This window comes from Bradyrhizobium sp. 21, assembly GCF_023073335.1.
In the GTDB taxonomy this organism is placed as follows: Bacteria; Pseudomonadota; Alphaproteobacteria; order Rhizobiales; family Xanthobacteraceae; genus Bradyrhizobium.
The window spans coordinates 426,131-447,529 of the sequence record NZ_JADPJG010000032.1; the positions used below are offsets into that span (position 1 = coordinate 426,131).

The following is a 21,399-nucleotide window of genomic DNA, read 5'->3' on the forward strand; positions in this document are numbered from 1 at the left end:
CAACTTAAGATAAACATCGTGATCTTGTAGGATGGGTAGAGCGCAGCGAACCCATCGCGCCTTCAGATCTTGCGGCACGATGATGGGTTTCGCTTCGCTCTACCCATCCTACGCACCTCACGCCACCGCGGCGTCCGGAATGCGCGCGGCTTCCATCGGCGCCTTGCCGCGGATCAGGTCCGACGCGCGATCGGCGATCATCATGGTTGACGCATTCAAATTCGCCGAGATCATGCGCGGCATCACCGAAGCGTCGATGACGCGCAGGCCGTCCAGGCCGTGGACGCGGAGCTGGTCGTCGACCACGGCCCAGGTCGAATCCGCCGGGCCCATGCGGCAGGTGCAGCCGGGGTGGAAGGTGGTGGTGCCGCGTTCGGTGGCTGCCGCCAAAAATTCGTCGTCGGTGTTGATGTTGGGACCGGGGAAATCCTCGTAGGCGTAATAGGGCGACAGCGGCGCCGACTTCAGCAGGCGCCGCGCGAGCTTCATGCCGCCGACGATGACGCGGCGGTCGAGCTCGGCATCGAGATAATTGGTCTGGATGATCGGAGGGGCGAACGGATCAGCCGAGCGGATGCGGACATAGCCGCGGCTCTCGGGGCGCTGCTGCCAGGAAGCGACGGTCATGCCGGGCTCGTCCTCGAGCTGGCCCTGCACGCCTTCCTTGTAGGACGCCGGCGTGAAGGTGAGCTGCAGGTCGGAACTGTCAGCGCTTTCGCCGGAGTGCCAGAAGCAATAGACCATGGTCGGCGACAGCGACAGCAGGCCGCCGCGCGTCGTGGCCCATTTCAGCGCCTCGACCCACAGCGACAGGCCGCGGCGAAGCTCGTTGATGGTCTTGATGTCCTTGACGCGCGCCACCGTGCGCGGCGCATAATGGTCTTGCAGGCCCTCGCCGACCGGCAGCGCGTGACGCACCTGGATGCCGTGGGCGCCGAGCAAATCCGGCGAGCCGATACCGGAGAGCTGCAAGAGCTGCGGCGAGTTATAGGTGCCGCCGGACAGAATCACTTCCTTGTTGGCGCGCACCTCGACCGGCGTGCCGCGAGGACCGCCCTTCATGTAGCGCACGCCGACGGCGCGCTTGCCCTCGAAGATGATCTCGGTCGCATGCGCGTGCGTGTGCACATGCACGTTGGGCCGCTTCATCGCGGGTTTCAGAAATGCGGTCGAGGCGGAGACGCGCAGGCCTTTATTGATGGTGCGCTGGCAGTAGGACACCCCCTCCTGAATGGCGCCGTTGTAATCGGGGTTGCGGGGAATGCCGAGCGAGACCGCGCCTTCCATGAAGGCTTCGCAGAGCGGATCGCGCCAATCCATGGTGGTGACGGTGAGGCTGCCGTCGCGGCCGCGATAGGTGTCCTCGCCCTCGCCCACGCGTTTCTCCAGCCGCCGGAAGTAAGGCAGCACGTCGGCATAGCCCCAGCCGCGATTGCCCATCTGCGCCCAGGTGTCGAAATCCATGCGCTGGCCGCGATTGTAGATGTGGCCGTTGATCGAGGACGAACCGCCGAGCGTCTTGCCGCGCGGCGCGTAGATGCTGCGACCGCCGGTCCAGGGCCCGACCTCCTGCTGGTAGGCCCAGTTGATGCTCTTCATGTGGAAGGTCTTGATGAAGCCCGCCGGCAGATGGATGTAGGGATGCCAGTCGGAAGGGCCGGCCTCGAGCACGCAGACGCTGGTGTTGGGATCTTCGCTCAGCCGGCTGGTGAGCACGCAACCCGCCGAGCCCGCGCCGACGATCACATAATCGAATCTGTCCATCTTGCCTCGGCGCCGCTCAGCGCGGCTTGTCGTTGAGTTGATAATTCAAATGCGTCCGCACCGTCGGCCATTCGGCCGCGGTGATGCTGTAGACCACGGTGTCGCGCAGCGTGCCGTTCGGCGCGACCTGATGGCTGCGCAAAATGCCGTCCTGCTTGGCGCCAAGGCGTTCGATGGCATTGCGGCTCTGGTGATTGAAGAAGTGCGTGCGGAATTCGACTGCGATGCAGTTCAGCATCTCGAAGGCGTGGGTGAGCAGCAGCAGCTTGCACTGCGTGTTGAGCGGGCCGCGCTGCGCGCTCTTGCCATACCAGGTCGAGCCGATCTCGACGCGGCGGTTGGCGGCATCGATGTTCATGTAGGTGGTCTGGCCGACGATCTTGCCGCCGGCGTCGAACACGGTGAACGGCAGCATCGAGCCCGCGGCCTGCAAGGCCAGGCGACGGTCGATCTCCTTGGCCACGTTCTCCGGCGTCGGGATCGCGGTGTACCAGATCGTCGAGAGCTCGCCGTCCTTCACGGCCTCCACCAACCCCTCGCGATGCTGTTGCGACAGCGGCTCGAGACGGGCGTGCTGTCCACGCAGGGTGATGGGATCAGGCCAGGGCATAGAAAATCTCTCCTTGCGTCATTGCGAGCGAAGCGAAGCAATCCAGACTGCCTGCTCCTCATCCTGAGGAGCGCGTCTTCGCGCGTCTCGAAGGATGAAGGCCCCGCTGGTGGCCTCGCCCTTCGAGACGCGCGCGAAGGAGCGCGCTCCTCAGGGTGAGGGTCTGGGAGTTGCCTCGCCGTACAATGACGGCTTGGCTCACTTGTTTAAAAAATTCAACGGCAAACCGCCGCGCGGCCAGTCCATGGCGATCAGCTCGCCCTTGCCCGACAGCGTGATATAGGCGGTCTTCAGCTCGGGGCCGCCGAAGGCGATGTTGGTGGTGACGCGGTCGCCGGTCGGCACCTGCTCGACCAGGGTGCCGTCGGGCGCGATCACCGAGATGCAGCCGGAGACGAGGGTGGCGACGCAGACATTGCCGTTCGCCTCCACCGCCAGCGAGTCGAACATCTGGTAGCCGCCGAGGCCGCAGATCGGTTTGCCCCGCTCGCCGCGGTAGATCACGTCGCGCGGCTTGAGCGTGCCGGGCGCGGAGAGCTCATAGGCCCAGAGCCGGCCTGTCGGCGTCTCCGCGATGTAGACGGTGGCCTCGTCGGGCGACAGACCAATGCCGTTGGCCGGCAGCACGCCGTGCACGATCTCGACGATCTCGGTCATGCCGGGCTTGAGATAATACATGCCGCCGACATCCATCTCGCGCGCGCGGCGCTTGCCGAGATCGGAGAACCACAGGCCGCCCTGCTTGTCGAACACCAGATCGTTCGGCCCGCGCAGATCGTGCTCGCCGCACTTGGTCACGACGGTTTCGATTTGGCCTGATTGTAGATCGACGCGCTGGATCGAGCCGCCGAGATAATCGTCGGGCTGCGGGCCCGGCATGATCATGTTGCGGGTCGGAATCCAGGAGAAGCCGCCATTGTTGCAGATGTACATCTTGCCGTCGGGGCCGAGGGCCGCGCCATTCGGGCCGCCCGGAATCTTCGCGACGATCTCCTTGCGGCCGTCGGGGTGAACCCGGGTCAGGCGCTGACCGCGGATTTCCACCAGCACCACCGAGCCGTCCGGCATCACGACCGGCCCTTCGGGAAATTCGAGGTCGGTGGCGAGAACGCGGACGTTGGACATGTGGGGACCCTCCCGGCTGCTTGTTATGACTTGCGCGGGATGTCCGGCACGGGCCCCACACGCAAGATTTGCCCGTGGTTATGACAAAGTCACCGGGGCTTGCCAAGCAAGCGGGATGGTATGCCAGCGTTGCGCGCTACTCGCGCACCGGCACCCAGATTTCGAAGCCGCCATTGCCGGTCGCGGGATCGAACTTTTCGTCATAGCGCTCGAAGTTCGGCGCATCCGCGGCCTTCAGGCCGGACGCCGGCAGCCACTGATTCCAGATCGTATTGACGGTGCGGCGGATCGAGGCGACGTGCTCGGTGTGGGTGAAAACCGCATAGCGCTGCTCGGGAATGCGGATGCGACCGAAGCGCCGCGGCAAGTCGGAGAAATCGGCGACCTCGACGCCGGCGATGTAGTCGAAATTGCCGGCATCGTCGCCATTGCAGCAGACGCCGTAGGCGACGGGACCGACCCGCGCCGGAATGTCGGCGACCTCCTGGTGGAAGCGCTGCCACAGCCCCGGAATGGCGGCGCCGTTGTCGCAGGAGATGCGCTCGGCGGGACCGGCGACGAGGAAGGCCTTCGCGGTTTCGAAACGCGGGGCCTTGAGGTTGTCGAGCATGGTGGAGTCCATGAGGATCGGCTCCTGTAGCTGGAGATGGCTGACACATGTCGCGGCCCTGACAGCTTCGGGCGTGGTGCCGAACTGGTCGCGGAACGCGCGGGTGAATGCTTCGTGCGAGCCGTAATCCGCCTCCAGCGCCAGCGACAGAATGTCCGGCGCGCCTTCGGCAAGGCTGCGCGCCGCTTCCGTCAGCCGCCGCGCGCGCACGTACCGCATCACCGGACAACCGGTGGCAGCGGCAAACGCACGCACCATGTGGAACCGCGACACGCCTGATATCGCAGCGATCTCGTCGAGCGTCATCGGCTCGGCCAGATGGCTTTCGACGTACCAGAGCGCGCGCTGGGCTGGGTTCATGGCGGGTTGGCTCTCGTTCGAAGCGTGGCGATGATGCGCTGTCACCGCGCGCTTCGCTTGATCGGGATTGCTCTCGTGCCGCGGGCGCCGGACTCGTAGGGTGGATTAGCCGAAGGCGTAATCCACCAGCTTCGTCCCTCATTTGAGGAAGCATGGTGGGTTACGCCTTCGGCTAACCCACCCTACGGCATCCTACTTCGCATCCTTCGCCGGCGGCGCGTCCTGCTTCTTCTTCAGATCCTCCGCGATCTTGGCCTGCGCGGCCTGGAGATCGCCGAGCGTCTTCTGCAGGCCGGCGACACTCGTCTTCAACGCATCGATCTGGCGACCCGCGGCATCCAGCTTCTGCTGGTGATCGAGGCTCAGCTTGGTGATGGTCTTCTGGAGGAAATCGACGTTGCTCTGGAGGCAGCTGGTGCGGCGCTCCATGGTCTTCTCGACCGTGCAGATCTCGATGCCGGGCACGTCCTGCGCGCGGACCGGCGCGATCGCCAGCGTGGCGAGCAGCAACATCGCGAAACAGGCGCCGGCACTTCGAAGCAGCATGCGAGGTTCCTCGTCAAATCAATCACGGCAATGTGCGCTTTTTGCGCGCAGGCTGTTGAGGCTACCACACTCGTACCGCATTCTCGCGTTGAGCTTGGCTTGTTCCCTGGGACGGGGAGCGATGATCTGCACGCGGGGGAAGTGGGCGCTCTCTTCGCGGCTTTGTTTAGGGGAGATTTTTGGAATGGCAACGCGCGATAGACGACTGGCGGAGTTCGACGGCGCCGGAGAACCGCCGCCTGGTCTTGCAGTCGAAGTGCTGTGCGAGGACCACAGCGGAACGTATCAACTGCCGTTCGCCTGCCGCTATGTCGAGGGACGCTGGCAGAACCACGCGGCCGGCGTCGCGGTCGAAGCGACCGTCATCGGCTGGCGCGTGCCGCGCGTGAAGCACCACGGCGCGGCCTGAAGGCTGAAATCTGTCTCAAAATGCAACGGGGCCGCGTCCCACCTTAACGTTCGGAACGCGGCCCGAACGAATCACGTCCGAATCAGCCGAAAGGCCCCGTACGCGGCTGTTCACGGCTAGATGTCGCAACGCGCCGACGCATCGCTACAAGATCTGCGTAGAGGGTAGCAGGCTCCGGCCGGCGACGGCCCCCAAAAGTTAATGGCTTCAACGACTTCAAGGCGTTGGAGGCCGGCCGCGGCGGTTTGACCCTCGCCCCCAAAACAGGCAGGGCGGCCCCAAGCCTGCCTAATATTCGACCTCGAGCTCCTCGATCTCGGCCGGCTCTTCCCGCGCCGCCGCGATCCATTCCCGCATCTCGGGCATGGCCATGATGGTCTCGGCATAGGCCTTCAGAACCGGATCGAGCTTGACGTCATAGGTGACGAAGCGCGTCACCACGGGGGCGTACATCGCATCCGCCATGGTGCGCCGCTCGCCGAACAGGAACGGGCCGCCGGATTTCTCCAGGCAGTCGTGCCAGATCGCCCAGACCCGGTCGATGTCGGCCTGCGCGCGCGACCAGATCTTGAAGCTGGGGAAATGTCCCTTCAGATTCACCGGCAACGAGGCGCGCAGCGTGGTGAAGCCGGAATGGATTTCGCCGCAGATCGAGCGGCAATGGGCGCGCTGGACGCGATCATCGGGCAACAAGCCGGCATCGGGCATCGCATCGTTGAGATATTCGCCGATGGCGAGCGTATCCCAGACCGTGGCGCCATCGTGCCGCAGGCACGGCACCAGGATCGACGAAGACAGCAGCAGGATTTCCGCGCGCGCCGACGCGTCGTCCGGTGCGGTGACGATCTCCTCGAAATCGAGCCCGGAAAATTTCGTCAGCAGCCAGCCACGCAGCGACCAGGACGAATAGTTCTTGCTGCTGATGGTCAGTGTCGCCTTTGCCATATGGCCCTTCCCTCACGCCGGTACTGGCACCCCGCCCCGGTCCGACGAGGGTGCCCGCGACCTGTGCTTCCAGTATTCACCTGTTCACTCACCCGCTTCAACAGCAAGCAACGTGCCAATTTTCAGGGCGATTGACTCACGTTTGGCTTCGATATTGCATAGCAGCACGGGACAGGTGGGCGCTTCAGTATGATGTCGATGTTGTATCAGACCTTCCAGAACCATATGGACCTGACGGAGCCGTGGCGAACGGGAGCCTCGTCCGCGCTCAGATACCTCAATCTGGTGCCGCAGGGCATGTCGGATCAGGTGGTTGGCCGGCTCTCGGCGGCACTGGAGCTGATTTCTCGCTCCACCCTTACGTATCGCCGCCCGTCCTACGGCATCGACAGTATCATGGTGGGCAACCGCGAGGTTGCGGTGACCGAAGAGGTCGCCTACGCGACGCCGTTCGGCTCGCTGCTGCATTTCAAGAAGGAGGGCGTGGGCGAGCAGCCGCGCATGTTGCTGGTGGCGCCGATGTCCGGCCACTTCGCGACGCTGCTGCGCGGCACCGCGAAGACGCTGCTTCAGGACCACGACGTTTACATCACCGACTGGCACAATCCGCGCGATATTCCGCGCAGCGAGGGCCGCTTCGGGCTCGACGACTACACCGAGCATCTCATCGACTTCCTAGGCCAATTGGGCCCGCGCCCGCATATGGTAGCGATCTGCCAGCCGTCGGTCTCGGCGCTCGCGGCCGCCGCGATCATGTGCGAGGGCAACCATCCCTCGCGGCCGGCGACGCTGACGCTGATGGCGGGCCCGATCGACACGCGGATTCAGCCGACCAGGGTCAACGAGTTCGCCAAGAGCAGGCCTATCGACTGGTTCGAGAGCAATCTGATCAACTACGTGCCGATGCAGTGCCGCGGCGCGTTGCGCAAAGTCTATCCCGGCTTCGTGCAGCTCACCGCCTTCGTCTCGATGAATCTCGAGCGCCACATCAAGCAGCACATGGACCTCGCCAACCACATCGCCAAGGGCGAGAAGGAGAAGGCGGCCAGCATCAAGACCTTCTACGACGAATATTTCGCCGTGATGGACCTGCCCGCCGAGTTCTACATCGAGACCGTGCGCGACGTCTTCCAGGAACATCTGCTGCCGCAGGGCAAGCTGATGCACCGCGGCCGTCCCGTGGACACCAAGGCCGTCGGGCGCATGGGGCTGATGACGGTCGAGGGCGAGAAGGACGACATCTGCTCGATCGGCCAGACGCTCGCAGCCCAAGACCTCTGCAGCGGCGTGCGCGCCTATCGCCGGGTGCACCACATGCAGGCCGGCGTCGGCCATTACGGCGTGTTTTCCGGCAAGCGCTGGAATAACGAGATCTATCCGCTGTTGCGGGATTTCGTGCACGTGAATTCCTGAGACCTGATTGCATTGTCTTGCGAGCTGCCGTCGATCGTCGGACACGCTGTGCCGGGTCAAGTCGCCAAGGCGGGCCGCGCCTGCGACCTCCACCCGGCCCCGCTCAGGATCACACCTGACCGACTGAAAGGGGACGCGAGGAATCACGCCGATGGCGTCACTCGTCCCGGCCGCCCTCGGTTTCGCGGCGCCACGCGCCCGGACTGACGCCGACCATGGACGAGAACACCCGCGTGAAATGGCTCTGATTGGCAAATCCGGCCGAAATGGCAATCTCTGACAACGGCAGGTCGCGGACCGTCATCAGTTGCTTGGCCGCCTTCACGCGCTGTTGGAGCAGCCATTGATGCGGCGGCAGGCCGGTGGAGATCCGGAATGCGCGCGAGAAGTGGCTGACCGAAAGTCCGAGCTCGGTCGCGATCTGCTGCAACGCGATCTTGCCTGTGAGATCGGAATCGAGCCGGTCACACGCGCGCTTCACCTGCCACCGCGCGAGACCGCCGCGGGTCGGTTCTGCGGCCGACTTCAGCCCGCCATAGGTCTGGGCGACGTGGGCGGTCAGCGCGAGCATCATGTGATCGACGAAAAGCTGGTTGGTCTCATCGGGCCGCCGCAATCCCTGCCGCAACGAGGCGCCAAGATGTCGAATGACCCCGTCGTCATGACCGACGCCCGGCTCGTAGCTGAGCTCGCCAATGCGCGGCCCGCCGGGCTGCCTGGCGATGTCGCGCAGCGCCGAGCGGGGCAAATAGAAGAACAGCGAGTGAAACGGCTTGTCGATCACATAGCGGGGGTCGCGCTTGAGGTCGTACAGATAGGTCGCGCCTGCGCGAACATCCGTCTTGGTGACACAGCGGCCCTCCTCCCAGCATTCGCAATCCGGATAGTCGCGGAATTTCAGGCTGACGAGATAGGCATCCTCCGCAGGCAAGGAGCCGGAAAGATCCGGCGTCGGATCGTCGTTGCGGACTTCGGTGACCGCGAGCTTGGCGCTGTGCAGCGAACGCGTGACCAGGACCGGTGCCTGCTTCAAGTGAAAGCCCTGCCCGAGCTTCTGTCCGTAGACGCCTGCTTGTGTCATGTCGATAAACCCATCCGTAAAGGCACGTCTTCGCCGGCCTTCCGAGGTCCGCGCATTATCGGAGATCGCCGGTCGGCGGTCCAGCGACACCGCCTAACACGAAGCTGTCGTGGCGGGGCCCCGGAGCGGATCGCGACGCGATGATTTCATTGTGATTTCAGCGTGATGTCACAGGCCCGGCATCGCCAAGCACAACGCCGTTGACCTGCTCTGCAGGTCACTGCGCGATTTCATCGTGCGTTCTCGAAACGGTTCGCGATCGAAGGTGCGCTCGCCGCCTGCGCGTCAGGCGGACCATTCCTCGCCCCAGACCTGGACGACGTGGCCCGGAGACACTTCGCGATATTGCCGAATCGGCGGCTGGTAGTCGGGCGCGCGAACCGGGCTTCTGATCTCGTCGTTCGAGGCCTCGCGCCTGGTGCCGCGGCGCGCTGGATCGGGCACCGGCACGGCCGCCATCAGCTTCTTCGTATAGGGATGCTGCGGATTGCCGAACAATGCCGCGCGCGGGCCGATCTCGACGATCTCGCCGAGATACATCACCGCGACGCGGTGGCTCATGCGCTCGACCACCGCTATGTCATGGGAAATGAAGAGGTACGCGAGGCCCATGCTGGCCTGAAGGTCGAGCATCAGGTTGACGACCTGCGCCTTGACCGAGACGTCGAGCGCGGAAACCGCCTCGTCCGCGACGATCAGCTTCGGTCCGAGCGCGAGCGCGCGGGCAATGCAGATGCGCTGGCGCTGGCCGCCGGAGAATTCGTGCGGAAAACGCGCGGCCATGTCGGCGGTGAGACCCACGCGCACGAGCAAATCGGCGACCTTCTCCCGCGCCTGCGACGCCGTGGCGAACCCGTTGGCCAGCAGAGGCGCTGCAATCGCCGTCCCCACCGACATGCGCGGATTAAGGCTCGCGAACGGATCCTGAAACACGATCTGCATCTGCTTGCGGAAGCTGCGCAAGGTGCGGGCATTCATCGCCAGCACATCCTGACCGTCGATCAGAACGGTGCCGCTGTCCGGCTCCGTCAGCTTGAGAATGGAGCGGCCGGTGGTCGACTTGCCGCAACCGGACTCGCCGACCAGCGCCAGTGTCTCGCCGGCGCGCAAGGTGAAGGAGACGTTCTCGACGGCATGCACCCGGCCCGAGACCTTGCCGAACAGGCCCGAGCGGATTGGAAAGCGCGTGGTGAGGTTGGCGACTTCGAGCAGCGGTCGCTCGGCGATCGAGACCGTATCGGGCGTTTCCGCCGGCTCGTCCGAGGTCCCCATCACCTTGTCGACGATCGGAAAACGCATCGGCCGCGTCCGCCCGTCCATCGAGCCGAGGCGTGGCACGGCCGCGAGCAGTGCCCTTGTATAGGGATGCGAGGGTGCCGCGAAGATGCGCGCGGTCGCGTCGGTCTCCACCGCCTGCCCGCCATACATCACCACGGTGCGATCCGCGATCTCGGCGACCACACCCATGTCGTGGGTGATGAAGAGGATCGACATCCCCTCCTCCTGCTGCAGCTCCTTCAGAAGCTCCAGGATCTGGGCCTGAATGGTGACGTCGAGCGCGGTGGTCGGCTCGTCCGCGATCAAAAGCTTCGGCTTGCAGGCCAGCGCCATCGCGATCATCACGCGCTGGCGCATGCCGCCGGAGAAGCGATGCGGGTGCTCGTGGAAGCGTGATTTCGCCGCAGGGATCCGCACGCGGTCGAGCAAGCGGACGGTTTCCGCCTCCGCCGCCGCGCGCGACAGGCCGCGATGCTGGATCAGCGCTTCCGCGATCTGGAAGCCGATGGTCAGCACCGGATTGAGGCTCGTCATCGGCTCCTGGAAAATCATGGCGACATCGTTGCCACGGATATCGGTCATGCTCGGCTCGGGCAGCGTCAGCAGATCCCGGCCCGCCAAGGTAACGCGGCCCTCGATGCGGCCGCTCGCCTTCGGAATGAGCCGCATGATGGAGAGCGCGGTGACGCTCTTGCCCGATCCGGACTCGCCCACGATCGCGACGGTTTCTTTGGGGGCGACGTCGAACGACACGTTGCGGACGACGGGAATCCATTGCCGCTCGCGCATGAAGGACGTGGTCAGGCCCGCGACCGACAGGACGGGGGCATGCGCCTCGGCAACGACTTGGTTGGGTACGCTTGCGCTGATGGTCATGCGAACGCCCTAATAGCCACGGTCACGGTCGACACGCCCCGGCAAATCCTCGCTGCGGCGGTGGCGTGCGATGGTATCGAGCACGTAGTCGACCGCCGTCTCCGGCTTGGTCGTGCTGGCAATGTGCGGCGTCAGAAGAATCCGCGGATGGCTCCAGAACGGATGGCCCGCAGGCACCGGCTCGGGCTCGGCGACGTCGAGCACGGCAGCCGACAGCGTGCCGCTGTCGAGCGCCGCGATCAGATCGGCCTCGACCAGATGCCCGCCCCGCCCGACATTGAGCAATCGCGCGCCGCGCGGCAGACGTGCAAACAGCTTCGCATCGAGGATACCGCGCGTCTCCGATGTCAGCGGCAGCAGGCAGACGAGAATGTCGGTCTGCCCCAGAAAATCCGGCAGTGCATCCTCGCCCGCATAGCAGGTGACGCCCGCGATGCTGCGCGGCGAACGATTCCAGCCGAGCAGCGGAAAGCCGAATGATTTGAGTCGCTCGAGCAGGGCCTGCCCGAGCAGGCCGAGCCCCATGACCCCGACACGCCGCTCTGCAGTATAGGTGGCGGGGAGCTCGCGCCAGACCTGCTCCCGCTGCTGGGCGATGAACTGCACGAGATCGCGATGCAGCGCGAGCACGGACATGCAGGCATATTCGACCATGCGCTCGGTGATTCCAGGCTCCAGCATGCGGATCAGCGGCACATGCGGCGGAAGTTTTGTGATGTCGAACTGGTCGACGCCGGCGCCGACCGAGAAGGCCAGCTCGAGATTGGGGAACGTCGTCGCAATGTCGTCCGGCGGCGTCCACGCCACCAGATAGCGCACCTGCGCGGGATCGCCGATGTCGGGCCAGAGCCGGAACGGCAGCTCAGGCGCGCGCTCCGCAAAAAGACGCGCCCATTCGGCGCCGCGAACCAGATTGGCCTTGTAGAGGAAGGTCATCTCGCCGACCGCCGCTGCTAAAACGGGCTGACCGGCGCGAGCCGGCGGCCGTCGATCATGCGCTTATGGCTGTAAGCCGCGGGATCGACCAGCGGCGTCGCGCCGGTCACGAGGTCGGCAGCGAGCTTACCTGCCGCAGGACCGATTCCGAAGCCATGGCCGGAGAAGCCGGTGGCGAGGAAAAAGCCCGGCAAGGCGTCGACCGGCGAGATCACCGGAATGGTATCCGGCGTGCAGTCGATCGTGCCGCCCCAGGCCTCCGCGATCTCGATGTCCTTCAATTCAGGATTGGACTTGATCAGCGCGGCGAGCGCCGCATTGACCAACGACATGTCAGGCGCAGGATCGCGCACGCGCTCGGTCTCGAACGGCGACGGCTTGTCCAGGCCCCAGTTGGTGCCGCGCATCATCTGATCGAAGAAGGACTTGCCGAACGACAGTTTCAGTCCGTTGCGGCGGTGCAGATAGATCGGCCAGAACGTAAGCGCATAGCGGAACAGATCGGGCGACAGCTCGACCGTACCGCGGTTGCGCAGCGCCAGCGTAAAGCCGCCGTCGAGGCGGCGGCGGATGCAGTAGAAATCGGTGCCGAGCGCGCCGGAGGTGATCTCCGGCCCCGGCGTGGTCCGGCATGCGGTGGCGTTGACGAGGCCGATCGGCAGCTCGATGCCGTGGCGCCGACAGAACAGCGACGACCACGCGCCGCCGGACAGCAGCACCGATTGCGTGCGAATGGTCCCCTTCTCGGTGACGACGGCGCTGACGCGCCCGCCCTGCGTTTCGAGCCCGCGCGCGGCGCAGCCTTGGTGAATGGTGACGCCATGTTTTCGCGCGGCGGTGGCGAGCGCGGGCACGGCCATCGACGGCTCGGCGCGTCCGTCGCTCGGCGTGTGCAGGCCGCCGACCCATGTCTCGGAATTGCCGGGCAGGCGCTCGGCGACCTCGGCCGACGTCAGCACGGTCGAGTGGACCTGCATCTCCCGCGCCATCGCAGCCCAGCGCTCCCAGCTGGCGAGCTCGTCCTTGCTCTTGGTCAGGAACAGCACGCCGGTGCGGCGGAAGCCGGCGTCCACACCCGCGTCGTTCTGCATGTCCTCCCAGAGCCGCAGCGCCTCGCGGGCCAGCGGAATCTCCTCACGCGCGCGGCCCTGCTGGCGGCACCAGCCCCAATTGCGGCTCGACTGCTCGCCGCCGACATGGCCCTTCTCGACCAGGGCGACGGAGAGGCCTTTCTTCGCCAGATGATAGGCCGCGGACACGCCGATGACGCCGCCGCCGATGACGACGACGTCCACCTGCGCCGGCAGGCATTCGTCGCTGCTTATACGGGTGAGCGGCGGGGACATGGGGCACTCCTGTACTTCAGCCTGGTCATCAGTTCGATCGAGGTCTTGCTCGTCATGGGACGTTTCATGGGATGTTCATTCGCGGATCGAGCGCGTCGCGCAAGCCGTCGCCGAGGAAGTTGAAGCTCGTCACCGCGAGCGTGATGGCGACGCCCGGCGCAATCGCGAGCCAGGGCGCGCTTGTGAGATAGATCTGAGCGTTGTTGAGCATGTTGCCCAGGCTCGCGGCCGGCGGCTGGATGCCGTAGCCGAGATAGCTGAGATAGGATTCCAGCAGGATCGCCTTGGCGACGTTCAGGGTCGCTGCCACCACGATCGGCGCGATGGCGTTGGGCACGAGCTCGCGGAACATGATCCGCAGGTTCGACGAGCCGAAGGCGAGGGCCGCGACCGCAAACTCGCGCTCACGCAGCGAACGCACCTGGGCCTCGACGACGCGGGCCACCCACATCCAGGCGGTCGCCGCGATCAGCACGGTGGTGGTGACGAGGCCGGGCTCGGTGAGCGCCGCCAACGCGATCAGCAGAAAGATCGTCGGAAAGCACAGCACGGCATCGACGAGCCGCATCAGGACCGCACCGACGACGCCGCCATAGAAGCCGGCGAAAGCGCCGACGACGATGCCGACGGCCATCGCCATCACCATGGCGACGATGCCGATCGAGAGCGAGACGCGCGCGCCCATCATCAGCCGCGCCATCACGTCGCGGCCGAGCTCGTCGGTGCCGAGGATGTGCGCCCCGGACAACGGCGGCGCAAACCGCTTCATGATGTCGATATAGGTGTCGTCGAACGGCAGGAGGTAAGGACCGAGCACCGAGCCGAGGACGAGGATCAGGATGGTCGCGGCGCCGGCGAGCGCCAGGCGGTGCCGGCGGAAGCGCCGCCAGGCGGCCTGGCCGGGCGCGGGCTGAACGGTGGAGAAAGTGGCATCCGTCATGCGCCTAGCCCACCCGGATGCGCGGATCGACGACGGCATAGAGGATGTCGGCAAGCAGCGAGCCGATCAGCACCATGATCGCCGAAAACATCAGGATGCCCATCACCACGGGATAGTCGCGATAACCGATGGAATCGAGGAACAGCCGGCCCATACCCGGCCACGTGAACACGGTCTCGGCGACCAGCGCACCGCCGAGCAGCGTCGGAAACTGGAGGCCGGCGACCGTGATCATCGGCAGCAGCGCGTTGCGGAGGCAGTGCACGGTGAGGATACGCCATTCCGGCAGGCCCTTGGCGCGCGCGGTGCGGATGTAGTCCTGGTTGATGACTTCGAGCATGGAGGAGCGCATGAAGCGGCCCCACATCGCGGTCTCGACCAGCGCAAGCACCAGCGCCGGCGCGATCAGATGATGCAGCAGGTCGAGGAAGGAGCCGTCGCCGACGGTCTCGCGATTGCCGGCCGGCAGCCAGCCGAGCTTCACCGAGAACACGTAGATAGTGACGAGGCCGAACCAGAAGGTCGGGATCGACAGCGCGATCATGGCGCCGACGGTGGCGAGCGTGTCGAACAGCGAATAGCGGCGCAATGCCCCTAACACGCCGATCCAGCACCCGAGCAGCACGGCGATGATGGTCGCCGTTGCCATCAGCTCCAAGGTCGCGCCGAGATGCGAGGAAATCACCTTCAGCACCGCCTCGCCGTCGCGATAAGACTTGCCCCAATCGCCTTTAAGCATGCGGCCGAACCAGTCGAGGTACTGGATCGGCAGCGAACGATCGAGGCCAAGCTGCCTGGTGACGCGATCGAGGTCCTCCTGCGTCATCTGGGCGGAGGCCGCGAATTGCGACAGCGGACCGCCCGGTGCCAGATGCAGGATGGCGAAGCCGATCGCGGAGACGATCACGAGCAACATGATCGCCTGCGCCAGGCGATTGGCGACGTAACGGGCCATCTCAGATGATCTCGCGGGCGAGGCACATCAGGCCCAGTACCATTCGCGGACGTTCCAGCAATTGATCGACATGTTGATGTTGGGGCGGAAACCCTGCAGCCCTTCCTTGACGCCTTCGGCGATGAAACCCTGGAACAGCGGCAGGATGGCGAGGTCGTTGCGGATCAGCTTTTGCAGATCGCCATAGGTGGTCTTGCGCTGGCTGAGATCGAACTGTTTTGCACCTTCGGCAAGCAGACGATCGGCATCCGGGCTCTGATACTGGTAGGTGTTGTAGCCGCGGCCGCCCTTGGCGGGAATGGCGCCCGAGCCGAAGCGCGGCGTGACGTCGGGATCGCTGCCGAGCATGAAGTTCACGCCCACGATCACCGAGTTGAACTTCGACTGCTGCCAAAAATCGCCCCAGATCACGGCCGCCGGCATGTTGTTCACGCGCATGGCAGCACCGATCGCACGCCAGTCCTGGATCAGGAGCTGCTGGGTCTGCTCGCGCACCGCGTTGCCTGACGTCGTCGAGTTGGTGAATTCGAGCTTGACGCCGCCCTTCTCGCGCACGCCGCCGGAGCCGCGAACCCATCCCGCCGCATCGAGCAGCGCGTTGGCTTTTGCGGGATCGTATTTGTGCTGCGGCAGCCCCTGCTGGAATGACCAGGCCTGCTGCGGCACGAAGCTTTCTGTCGGCAGCGGCAGACCGTAGTTCAGCGCATCGATGATCGCCTGCTTGTTGATGGCGAGATAAAGCGCTTCGCGCACCGTGCGGTCGGTGAAAGGGCCGAAGTCCAGATTGGGCGCGATGTGCTCGACCGAGGACGTCGAGGAGACGAAGATCTTGCGCCCCTTCAGCGTCTTCGCCTCCTGCACGAAGTTCGGCAAAATGCCTTGCAGGCCGGTGTAATCGACCTGGCCGGTGCGGAACTGCGTGTAGAGAACGGTGAGATCCGGGATGTATTTGAAGACCACGCGTTCGAGGTAAGGCCCCTTGCCGTGGTAGCCGGTATGGGCATTCAGGAGGATGTGGTCGCCCGGCACGCGCTCGCCCCAGCGGAACGGTCCGGTCCCGACCGGCGCGTTGTGGAACGGCGAGGCATTCGGATCCGACACCTTCTCCAGGATGTGCTTGGGCACGATGAAGGTCAGCGCCCCCAGGATCGACATATAGGGCGAATAGGCAGCTTCCATCCGCCAATGGATCTCGTCGGGCGCGACGACCTTGATGTCCTTGACGAGGCTGTGGCCGACGCGGCTGCGGGCGCGGAAATCGGGATTGTTGATCAGGTCGAGCGAGAACTTCACGTCCTCCGCCGTGAATGGCGTGCCGTCGTGCCATTTCACGTCGCTGCGCAGCTTGATCTTCCAGGTCAGGCCGTCGGCCGACAGCCCGCCATTCTCGATGGTCGGGACTTCGCTCGCGAGGTCAGGAACGAACTTGCCGTCGGGATCGATGAACCAGAGCGGCGAGAACACCTGCCACCAGATGCCCTGGTCGACCTCGATGCCGGGCATCAGGGGATGAAAGACGGTCGGCTCCTGCGACAGCGCCGCGACCACCTGGCCGCGCGGCTTGTCCGGCGGATTGGAGGGACGTTCGGTCTGGGCGAAGGCGTTGCCCGAAAACGACCATCCCGCCGCGGCGCCCGCGCCGAGCTGGAAGAATTGACGGCGATTCGGAATGCCGCGATGCAGTGCCCCAACGCCGAACTTGCCGGTGTCGTCCGCCATGACCACTCTCCGTTGTCGCACGCGGCACCGTCTCCCGCGCCCCGAGACCCCGGCAAAGGGACAGGAGTGGGCTTTAGTGCTTCTAAATTTTTCTATCAAAATTTCATCACGACTAAATACAGCTGTCAATCACATTGCTAGGATGCGCGACCTTTTCACTCCGACTGAAGCCCGGACTCATCGTGGTCAGGGGCTGAGATGATGCATGGGAGAGCGACATGGATGGTCGCGGCGAGACGAACGGTTCGAAGGACGCCCCGGCGATCGAGGCTGACGATGCGGTCGACCAGCGCCTCGGCGAGACCGTGCGGCTGCTCCGCCAGCGCGCTGGCCTCTCGATCCAGGACGTCGCCAACAAGACCGGCCTCTCCAACGGCATGATCAGCCAGCTCGAACGTGCACGCGCGATGCCGTCGATCCGCACGCTGCGGCTGCTCAGCATCGCGCTCGACGTTCCCATCTCCTATTTTTTCGAGACCAGCGATCCCGCCGACGTGCAGCGCTACATCGTGCGCAAGAACAGCCGGCGCCTGCTGCGGCTCACCGCCAGCGGTGTCGTCAAGGAAGCCCTGACCCCGGAAGACAAAGGCCAGCTCGAGCTCTACGAGCTCACGCTCAATCCCGGCGCCTCGTCCGGCACCGACTTCCTGCAGCACACCGGCGAGAAGGCGGGCTACATCCTGTCGGGCAGCCTGCGGCTGTGGCTCGATAACCAGGCCCATCTGCTCGAGGCCGGCGACAGCTTTCGCTTTCCGAGCATCGTGCCGCACATGTTCGACAACCCGACCCAGCAGACGGCGCGCGTGATCTGGGTGACGACGCTGCGCCAGACCGATTCGCCGGCAGGTTGAAGCGCCGCCTACCCGGCACCACCGCAAATTGCCCCTCGACGCCGCCGCGCGGAATCTGTAGCTCACATCAGCTCACGTGGAGCCGGACATTGACAGGGCGGACATGGGGGTCCGCGACTGACGCGTTGGTGTGAGACCATGAAACTCAGGGGGCTTCTGACACTCGCGATGGTCGCGCAGGTCATCGTGACCGCGGCGGCTCTCCTCGTCTCCTATGCCGCGACCGGAGCCGGGTTCGGCATTGCCCAGATCGTCGCCCTGCTCGCAAGCGGCGCCATTGCGGTCCTGCTCGCACGCCTGTGCGCGCGCGCGATCGAAACGGCGCAGGCAAAACGCGCCGCCGCGCTACTGACCGAGCAGGCGCGGGCCAGCGCACAGATGACGCAAGCCGTCATCAAGACCGCGCTCGACGCCTTCATTCAGACCGACCAGAACGGCATCGTGCTGGAATGGAGCCTTCAGGCCGAGGCCCTGACCGGATGGACGCGCAAGGAGGCGCTCGGCACCGACGTCGTCAACCTCCTCATCGCCGAGCCGCTGCGCGACGGCTTCAGGCAACGCATGATGCGGCTTTTGCCGGAACTGTCGGATACGCCGATCGGCATCCGGTTCGAAGCGACCCTGCTGCACCGGAACGGCGACGAGATCCTGATCGAGGCCTCCAGCACGGCGCTCCAGCTCGGCGGGCGCACCCTCATCAACAATTTCGTCAAGGACGTCACCCAGAAGCGCGCCGCCGAGGAGCTGTTGATCCAGGCCCAGAAGATGGAGGCGGTCGGCCAGCTCACCGGCGGCATCGCGCACGAATTCAACAACATGCTCACCGTGATCACGGGCACGATCGAGATCCTCTCCGATGCCGTGAAGGACAATCCGCCGCTTTCGACCATCACCAAGCTGATCAGCGACGCCGCCGACCGCGGTGCCGCGCTGACGTCGAGCCTGTTGTCCTTTGCCCGCAAGCAGGCGCTGCAGCCGGCCGAGATCGACGTCAATGAACTGCTTGAAGAGCTCGCAAAGCTGCTGCTGGCGACCTTCGACAAGAAGATCGAGATCGTGACCAGGCTCGACGGCAACGTCTGGCTCGCTTTCGTCGATCGCGGCCAATTGAGCTCGGCGCTGCTCAACCTCGCGATCAACGCCCGCGACGCGATGCCGGATGGCGGCAGGCTGACGTTGACGACGCGCAACGTCGTGTTCGGCGTGCGGGAGGCGGTCGCGGTCGCCGCCGGCTATGCCGGCGACTATGTCGAGATCGAGATCGCCGACGACGGCACCGGCATTCCACGGGCCCTTGTCGAGCGGATCTTCGATCCCTTCTTCTCGACCAAGGACGTCGGCAAGGGCACCGGGCTCGGGCTCAGCATGGTGTTCGGTTTCGTCAAGCAGTCCGGCGGCGGGATCAAGGTCGCTTCGGAAGAAGGACGCGGCACGATTTTCACGATCTACCTGCCGAAGGCGGCGGCGAGCACGCTTCGCCCGGCCGGCTTTGACGAACGCAAGGTAGTTGGCGGAACGGAAACCATCCTTTGCGTCGAGGACGACCGCGATGTCCGCCAATATGTCACGGTCCAGCTCGAAAGCCTCGGTTACAAAGTCATCCCGGCCGCCAATGCGACCGAGGCGCTCGCCATCGCTGCCGAGGGCACGCCGTTCGATCTGCTCTTCACCGACATCGTGATGGCGGGCGGCATCAACGGACGCGAGCTCGCCGAGCAGATGGTGGCGGCGCGGCCCTCGCTGCGGGTCCTGTTCACGTCAGGCTATGCCTACGATTCGCTGCATGCGCAGGGCCGCGCCACCATGGGCGCGCCGCTTCTGACAAAACCCTACCGCAAGGCCGAGCTGGCGCGGATGCTGCGCCGCAGCCTCGACACCGCCGTGGACGCCGCGGGCGATGCGATCCCGACACCGTATTCGGTGCAGGCCGATGTCGAAGGCTTTCTGCGCAGGCAGGCCGCCGAGCGCGAGGGGCGCTAGCGAGAGTCTGGCGGATGGACTCCGCCGCCTGGCTGCGCAAAACTCCGCGCCATCAGAATTCCATCGGAGGCGAGCCATGACTGCACTCGAAAAGGGCATTACCGCTGCCGGCACGGGCTATGGCGGCAAGAGCTGGAACATCCTGGGCCAAGTCTATTTCCCCAAGGCCGTCACCGAGTCCACCTTCGCCTTCGAGACCAACAGCGAGCCAGGCCAGTTCGTGCCGGTGCATATCCATCCGACCCAGGACGAATTCATCCTGGTGCAGGAGGGCACCCTCGACCTCAAGCTCGACGGCCAATGGGTCAAGGCCCATGCCGGCGATCTCGTGCGCCTGCCGCGCGGCATTCCACACGGCTATTTCAACAAGTCCGACAAGCCGGCCCGCGCGCTGTTCTGGGTCTCGCCGATGCAGAAGCTGGAGGCGCTATTCAACCAACTCCACGACCTGACCGACCCGGCCGAGGTCGTGCGCATCTCGGCCCAGCACGAGGTCGACTTCCTGCCGCCGGAGGCCAACGACTAGGCTACGATCCCCCGACCGACGAATCGTTGGGGGAACCGGCCATGCCTGCAAGACGTCCTGCCATTGCAACCATCGCGGCGCTTGCGCTGATCCTCGCGACGTTTGCTGTCGGCCAGGCGCAAACGCTGACGGCGAAGCAGTCGGAAGCACTGGCGACCTATGACCGCGCGCTCGGCGATTTCAAATTCATCCTTGCCGAGCGGCGCCGCCAGATCGACGCGAAGGAGCCACTGCCGAACCTGCCGGGCCAGGCCATCTATCTGGCACGCGTCGCTGTCATCAGCAGCTACAAGGATCTCACCGACGCCATGCCGTCGCGGATCGGAAGGCCAAACAAGTTCGAGATACCACCAGCCTATTTCGATGCCGATATCGAGCCCCTGATCGACGAATACGGAAAGCTGTTCGACATCATGGAGGCGCCGCCGGCCGGCGCACAGAACTCGGCGACGCCGTTCAAGGACGTGGTCGATCTCGCCGGCGCGATCGCGCGCGCCAAGGGACTTGCGCCGATTCATGCCGAAGCCGCGGGCCGGATCAGCCTCGGGCTGTTCTTTGCCGAGACCAACGGCAAGCAGAATGTCCGCAACGGGCGCTCCAACACCTATATGGGCAGCTTCCAGACCGGCCCGTCCGAGGACCGCAACGGCCGCAGGAAATGGGAGGCCATCAAGGGCGAGATCGCGGCGGCCGATCCAGAGCTGAGCCCGCGCGACGACAGGGAAGAGGCGCGCGCCCGCGGCACCGATCTTCGCTTCAATCACTGGACCAACGTGCGCGACGGCCTGATGAACGCGCACGCGGATGTCTTTCGAGAGATCCCGGCAATCGTGAAGACGCTGCCCGACCCGATCGACCAGATGAAGCTGTTCGAGCTGATCCAGATCATCCCGACGCCGACGCGGTCTGCGCTCAAGTCCGGCGATCTCCTGAACTACAGGGTGTCCAGTCCGACGATCATGAAGCACCTGCGCAACAACAGCATTTTTGCTTTTGGACAAGCTGACCGGGCGCGGACGTCGGCCAGCTTCCGCGAGATTCTCGCGGCGATGTGGCTGTTCAAGCGCAAGTTCGAGAAGGCGATGGCGAAATATGCGGAGATCAAGCCGCGTTGAGGGGCTAGTGGCTC

General features: G+C 65.0%; 19 protein-coding genes and 1 pseudogene. 7 read left to right on the forward strand and 13 right to left on the reverse strand.

The features are described from left to right. Positions 1 to 117: 117 nt before the first annotated feature. From IVB31_RS27300 to IVB31_RS27320, 5 genes are all read right to left on the reverse strand, one after another. Positions 118 to 1,764, reverse strand: coding sequence for a GMC family oxidoreductase N-terminal domain-containing protein (locus IVB31_RS27300; RefSeq protein WP_247330142.1), 1,647 nt, complete (start codon positions 1,762 to 1,764; stop codon positions 118 to 120). 16 nt (positions 1,765 to 1,780) lie between these two features. Continuing rightward, a complete protein-coding gene (locus tag IVB31_RS27305; RefSeq protein WP_247330145.1) occupies positions 1,781 to 2,374 on the reverse strand; it encodes a GNAT family protein in 594 nt (197 codons plus the stop codon). Positions 2,375 to 2,572: 198 nt separating this feature from the next. Beyond that, the gene (locus IVB31_RS27310) at positions 2,573 to 3,499 is read right to left on the reverse strand and encodes an SMP-30/gluconolactonase/LRE family protein (protein WP_247330148.1); all 927 of its coding nucleotides are present in this window, start codon (positions 3,497 to 3,499) and stop codon (positions 2,573 to 2,575) included. A gap of 136 nt (positions 3,500 to 3,635) precedes the next feature. Then, positions 3,636 to 4,469 (reverse strand): AraC family transcriptional regulator, encoded by an 834-nt coding sequence (locus IVB31_RS27315; protein ID WP_247330150.1) that lies wholly within the window; start codon positions 4,467 to 4,469, stop codon positions 3,636 to 3,638. 192 nt (positions 4,470 to 4,661) lie between these two features. Then, positions 4,662 to 5,015, reverse strand: coding sequence for a hypothetical protein (locus IVB31_RS27320; RefSeq protein ID WP_247330152.1), 354 nt, complete (start codon positions 5,013 to 5,015; stop codon positions 4,662 to 4,664). A gap of 184 nt (positions 5,016 to 5,199) precedes the next feature. On the opposite strand from IVB31_RS27320, the gene IVB31_RS27325 reads away from it, so the two are divergent. Next, positions 5,200 to 5,424 carry a hypothetical protein gene (locus IVB31_RS27325; protein WP_247330154.1) on the forward strand — a complete coding sequence of 75 codons (225 nt, stop codon included), beginning with the start codon at positions 5,200 to 5,202 and terminating at the stop codon, positions 5,422 to 5,424. Positions 5,425 to 5,712: 288 nt separating this feature from the next. On the opposite strand, the gene IVB31_RS27330 is transcribed toward IVB31_RS27325, so the two are convergent. Continuing rightward, positions 5,713 to 6,369 carry a glutathione S-transferase family protein gene (locus IVB31_RS27330; protein ID WP_247330156.1) on the reverse strand — a complete coding sequence of 219 codons (657 nt, stop codon included), beginning with the start codon at positions 6,367 to 6,369 and terminating at the stop codon, positions 5,713 to 5,715. Positions 6,370 to 6,558: 189 nt separating this feature from the next. On the opposite strand from IVB31_RS27330, the gene phaZ reads away from it, so the two are divergent. Next, positions 6,559 to 7,782 (forward strand): polyhydroxyalkanoate depolymerase, encoded by a 1,224-nt coding sequence (phaZ, locus tag IVB31_RS27335; RefSeq protein ID WP_247330159.1) that lies wholly within the window; start codon positions 6,559 to 6,561, stop codon positions 7,780 to 7,782. A gap of 3 nt (positions 7,783 to 7,785) precedes the next feature. Further along, positions 7,786 to 7,890 (forward strand): annotated as a pseudogene (locus IVB31_RS27340) (hydroxymethylglutaryl-CoA lyase); the annotation flags it as partial. 49 nt (positions 7,891 to 7,939) lie between these two features. Here IVB31_RS27340 and IVB31_RS27345 read toward each other — a convergent pair. The 7 genes from IVB31_RS27345 to IVB31_RS27375 form a co-directional block, all read right to left on the reverse strand. Further along, entirely contained in the window at positions 7,940 to 8,863 is a 924-nt protein-coding gene (locus tag IVB31_RS27345; protein ID WP_247330162.1) for an AraC family transcriptional regulator, read from the reverse strand. A 285-nt stretch (positions 8,864 to 9,148) separates the two neighbouring features. Next, the gene (locus tag IVB31_RS27350) at positions 9,149 to 11,017 is read right to left on the reverse strand and encodes an ABC transporter ATP-binding protein (RefSeq protein ID WP_247330164.1); all 1,869 of its coding nucleotides are present in this window, start codon (positions 11,015 to 11,017) and stop codon (positions 9,149 to 9,151) included. 9 nt (positions 11,018 to 11,026) lie between these two features. Continuing rightward, entirely contained in the window at positions 11,027 to 11,953 is a 927-nt protein-coding gene (locus IVB31_RS27355) for a glyoxylate/hydroxypyruvate reductase A (RefSeq protein WP_247330166.1), read from the reverse strand. A 17-nt stretch (positions 11,954 to 11,970) separates the two neighbouring features. Then, the gene (locus IVB31_RS27360) at positions 11,971 to 13,299 is read right to left on the reverse strand and encodes an FAD-binding oxidoreductase (protein ID WP_247330168.1); all 1,329 of its coding nucleotides are present in this window, start codon (positions 13,297 to 13,299) and stop codon (positions 11,971 to 11,973) included. Positions 13,300 to 13,363: 64 nt separating this feature from the next. After that, a complete protein-coding gene (locus tag IVB31_RS27365) occupies positions 13,364 to 14,239 on the reverse strand; it encodes an ABC transporter permease (RefSeq protein ID WP_247330170.1) in 876 nt (291 codons plus the stop codon). A gap of 4 nt (positions 14,240 to 14,243) precedes the next feature. Continuing rightward, on the reverse strand, positions 14,244 to 15,194 hold the full coding sequence (locus IVB31_RS27370; RefSeq protein ID WP_247330172.1) for an ABC transporter permease: 951 nt from the start codon (positions 15,192 to 15,194) through the stop codon (positions 14,244 to 14,246). Between the two features lie 27 nt (positions 15,195 to 15,221). Then, positions 15,222 to 16,913, reverse strand: a complete 1,692-nt coding sequence (locus IVB31_RS27375) for a peptide ABC transporter substrate-binding protein (protein ID WP_247330174.1) — start codon at positions 16,911 to 16,913, stop codon at positions 15,222 to 15,224. A gap of 218 nt (positions 16,914 to 17,131) precedes the next feature. On the opposite strand from IVB31_RS27375, the gene IVB31_RS27380 reads away from it, so the two are divergent. The 4 genes from IVB31_RS27380 to IVB31_RS27395 all read left to right on the forward strand — a co-directional run bounded on the left by IVB31_RS27380 (position 17,132) and on the right by IVB31_RS27395 (position 21,385). After that, positions 17,132 to 17,764 carry a cupin domain-containing protein gene (locus IVB31_RS27380; RefSeq protein ID WP_247330176.1) on the forward strand — a complete coding sequence of 211 codons (633 nt, stop codon included), beginning with the start codon at positions 17,132 to 17,134 and terminating at the stop codon, positions 17,762 to 17,764. A 138-nt stretch (positions 17,765 to 17,902) separates the two neighbouring features. Further along, positions 17,903 to 19,744, forward strand: coding sequence for an ATP-binding protein (locus IVB31_RS27385; RefSeq protein WP_247330178.1), 1,842 nt, complete (start codon positions 17,903 to 17,905; stop codon positions 19,742 to 19,744). Between the two features lie 76 nt (positions 19,745 to 19,820). After that, positions 19,821 to 20,270: a cupin domain-containing protein gene (locus tag IVB31_RS27390; protein WP_247330181.1), complete on the forward strand. Its 450-nt coding sequence runs from the start codon at positions 19,821 to 19,823 to the stop codon at positions 20,268 to 20,270. Positions 20,271 to 20,311: 41 nt separating this feature from the next. Further along, entirely contained in the window at positions 20,312 to 21,385 is a 1,074-nt protein-coding gene (locus IVB31_RS27395) for a hypothetical protein (RefSeq protein WP_247330184.1), read from the forward strand. The last annotated feature ends 14 nt before the right edge of the window (positions 21,386 to 21,399 follow it).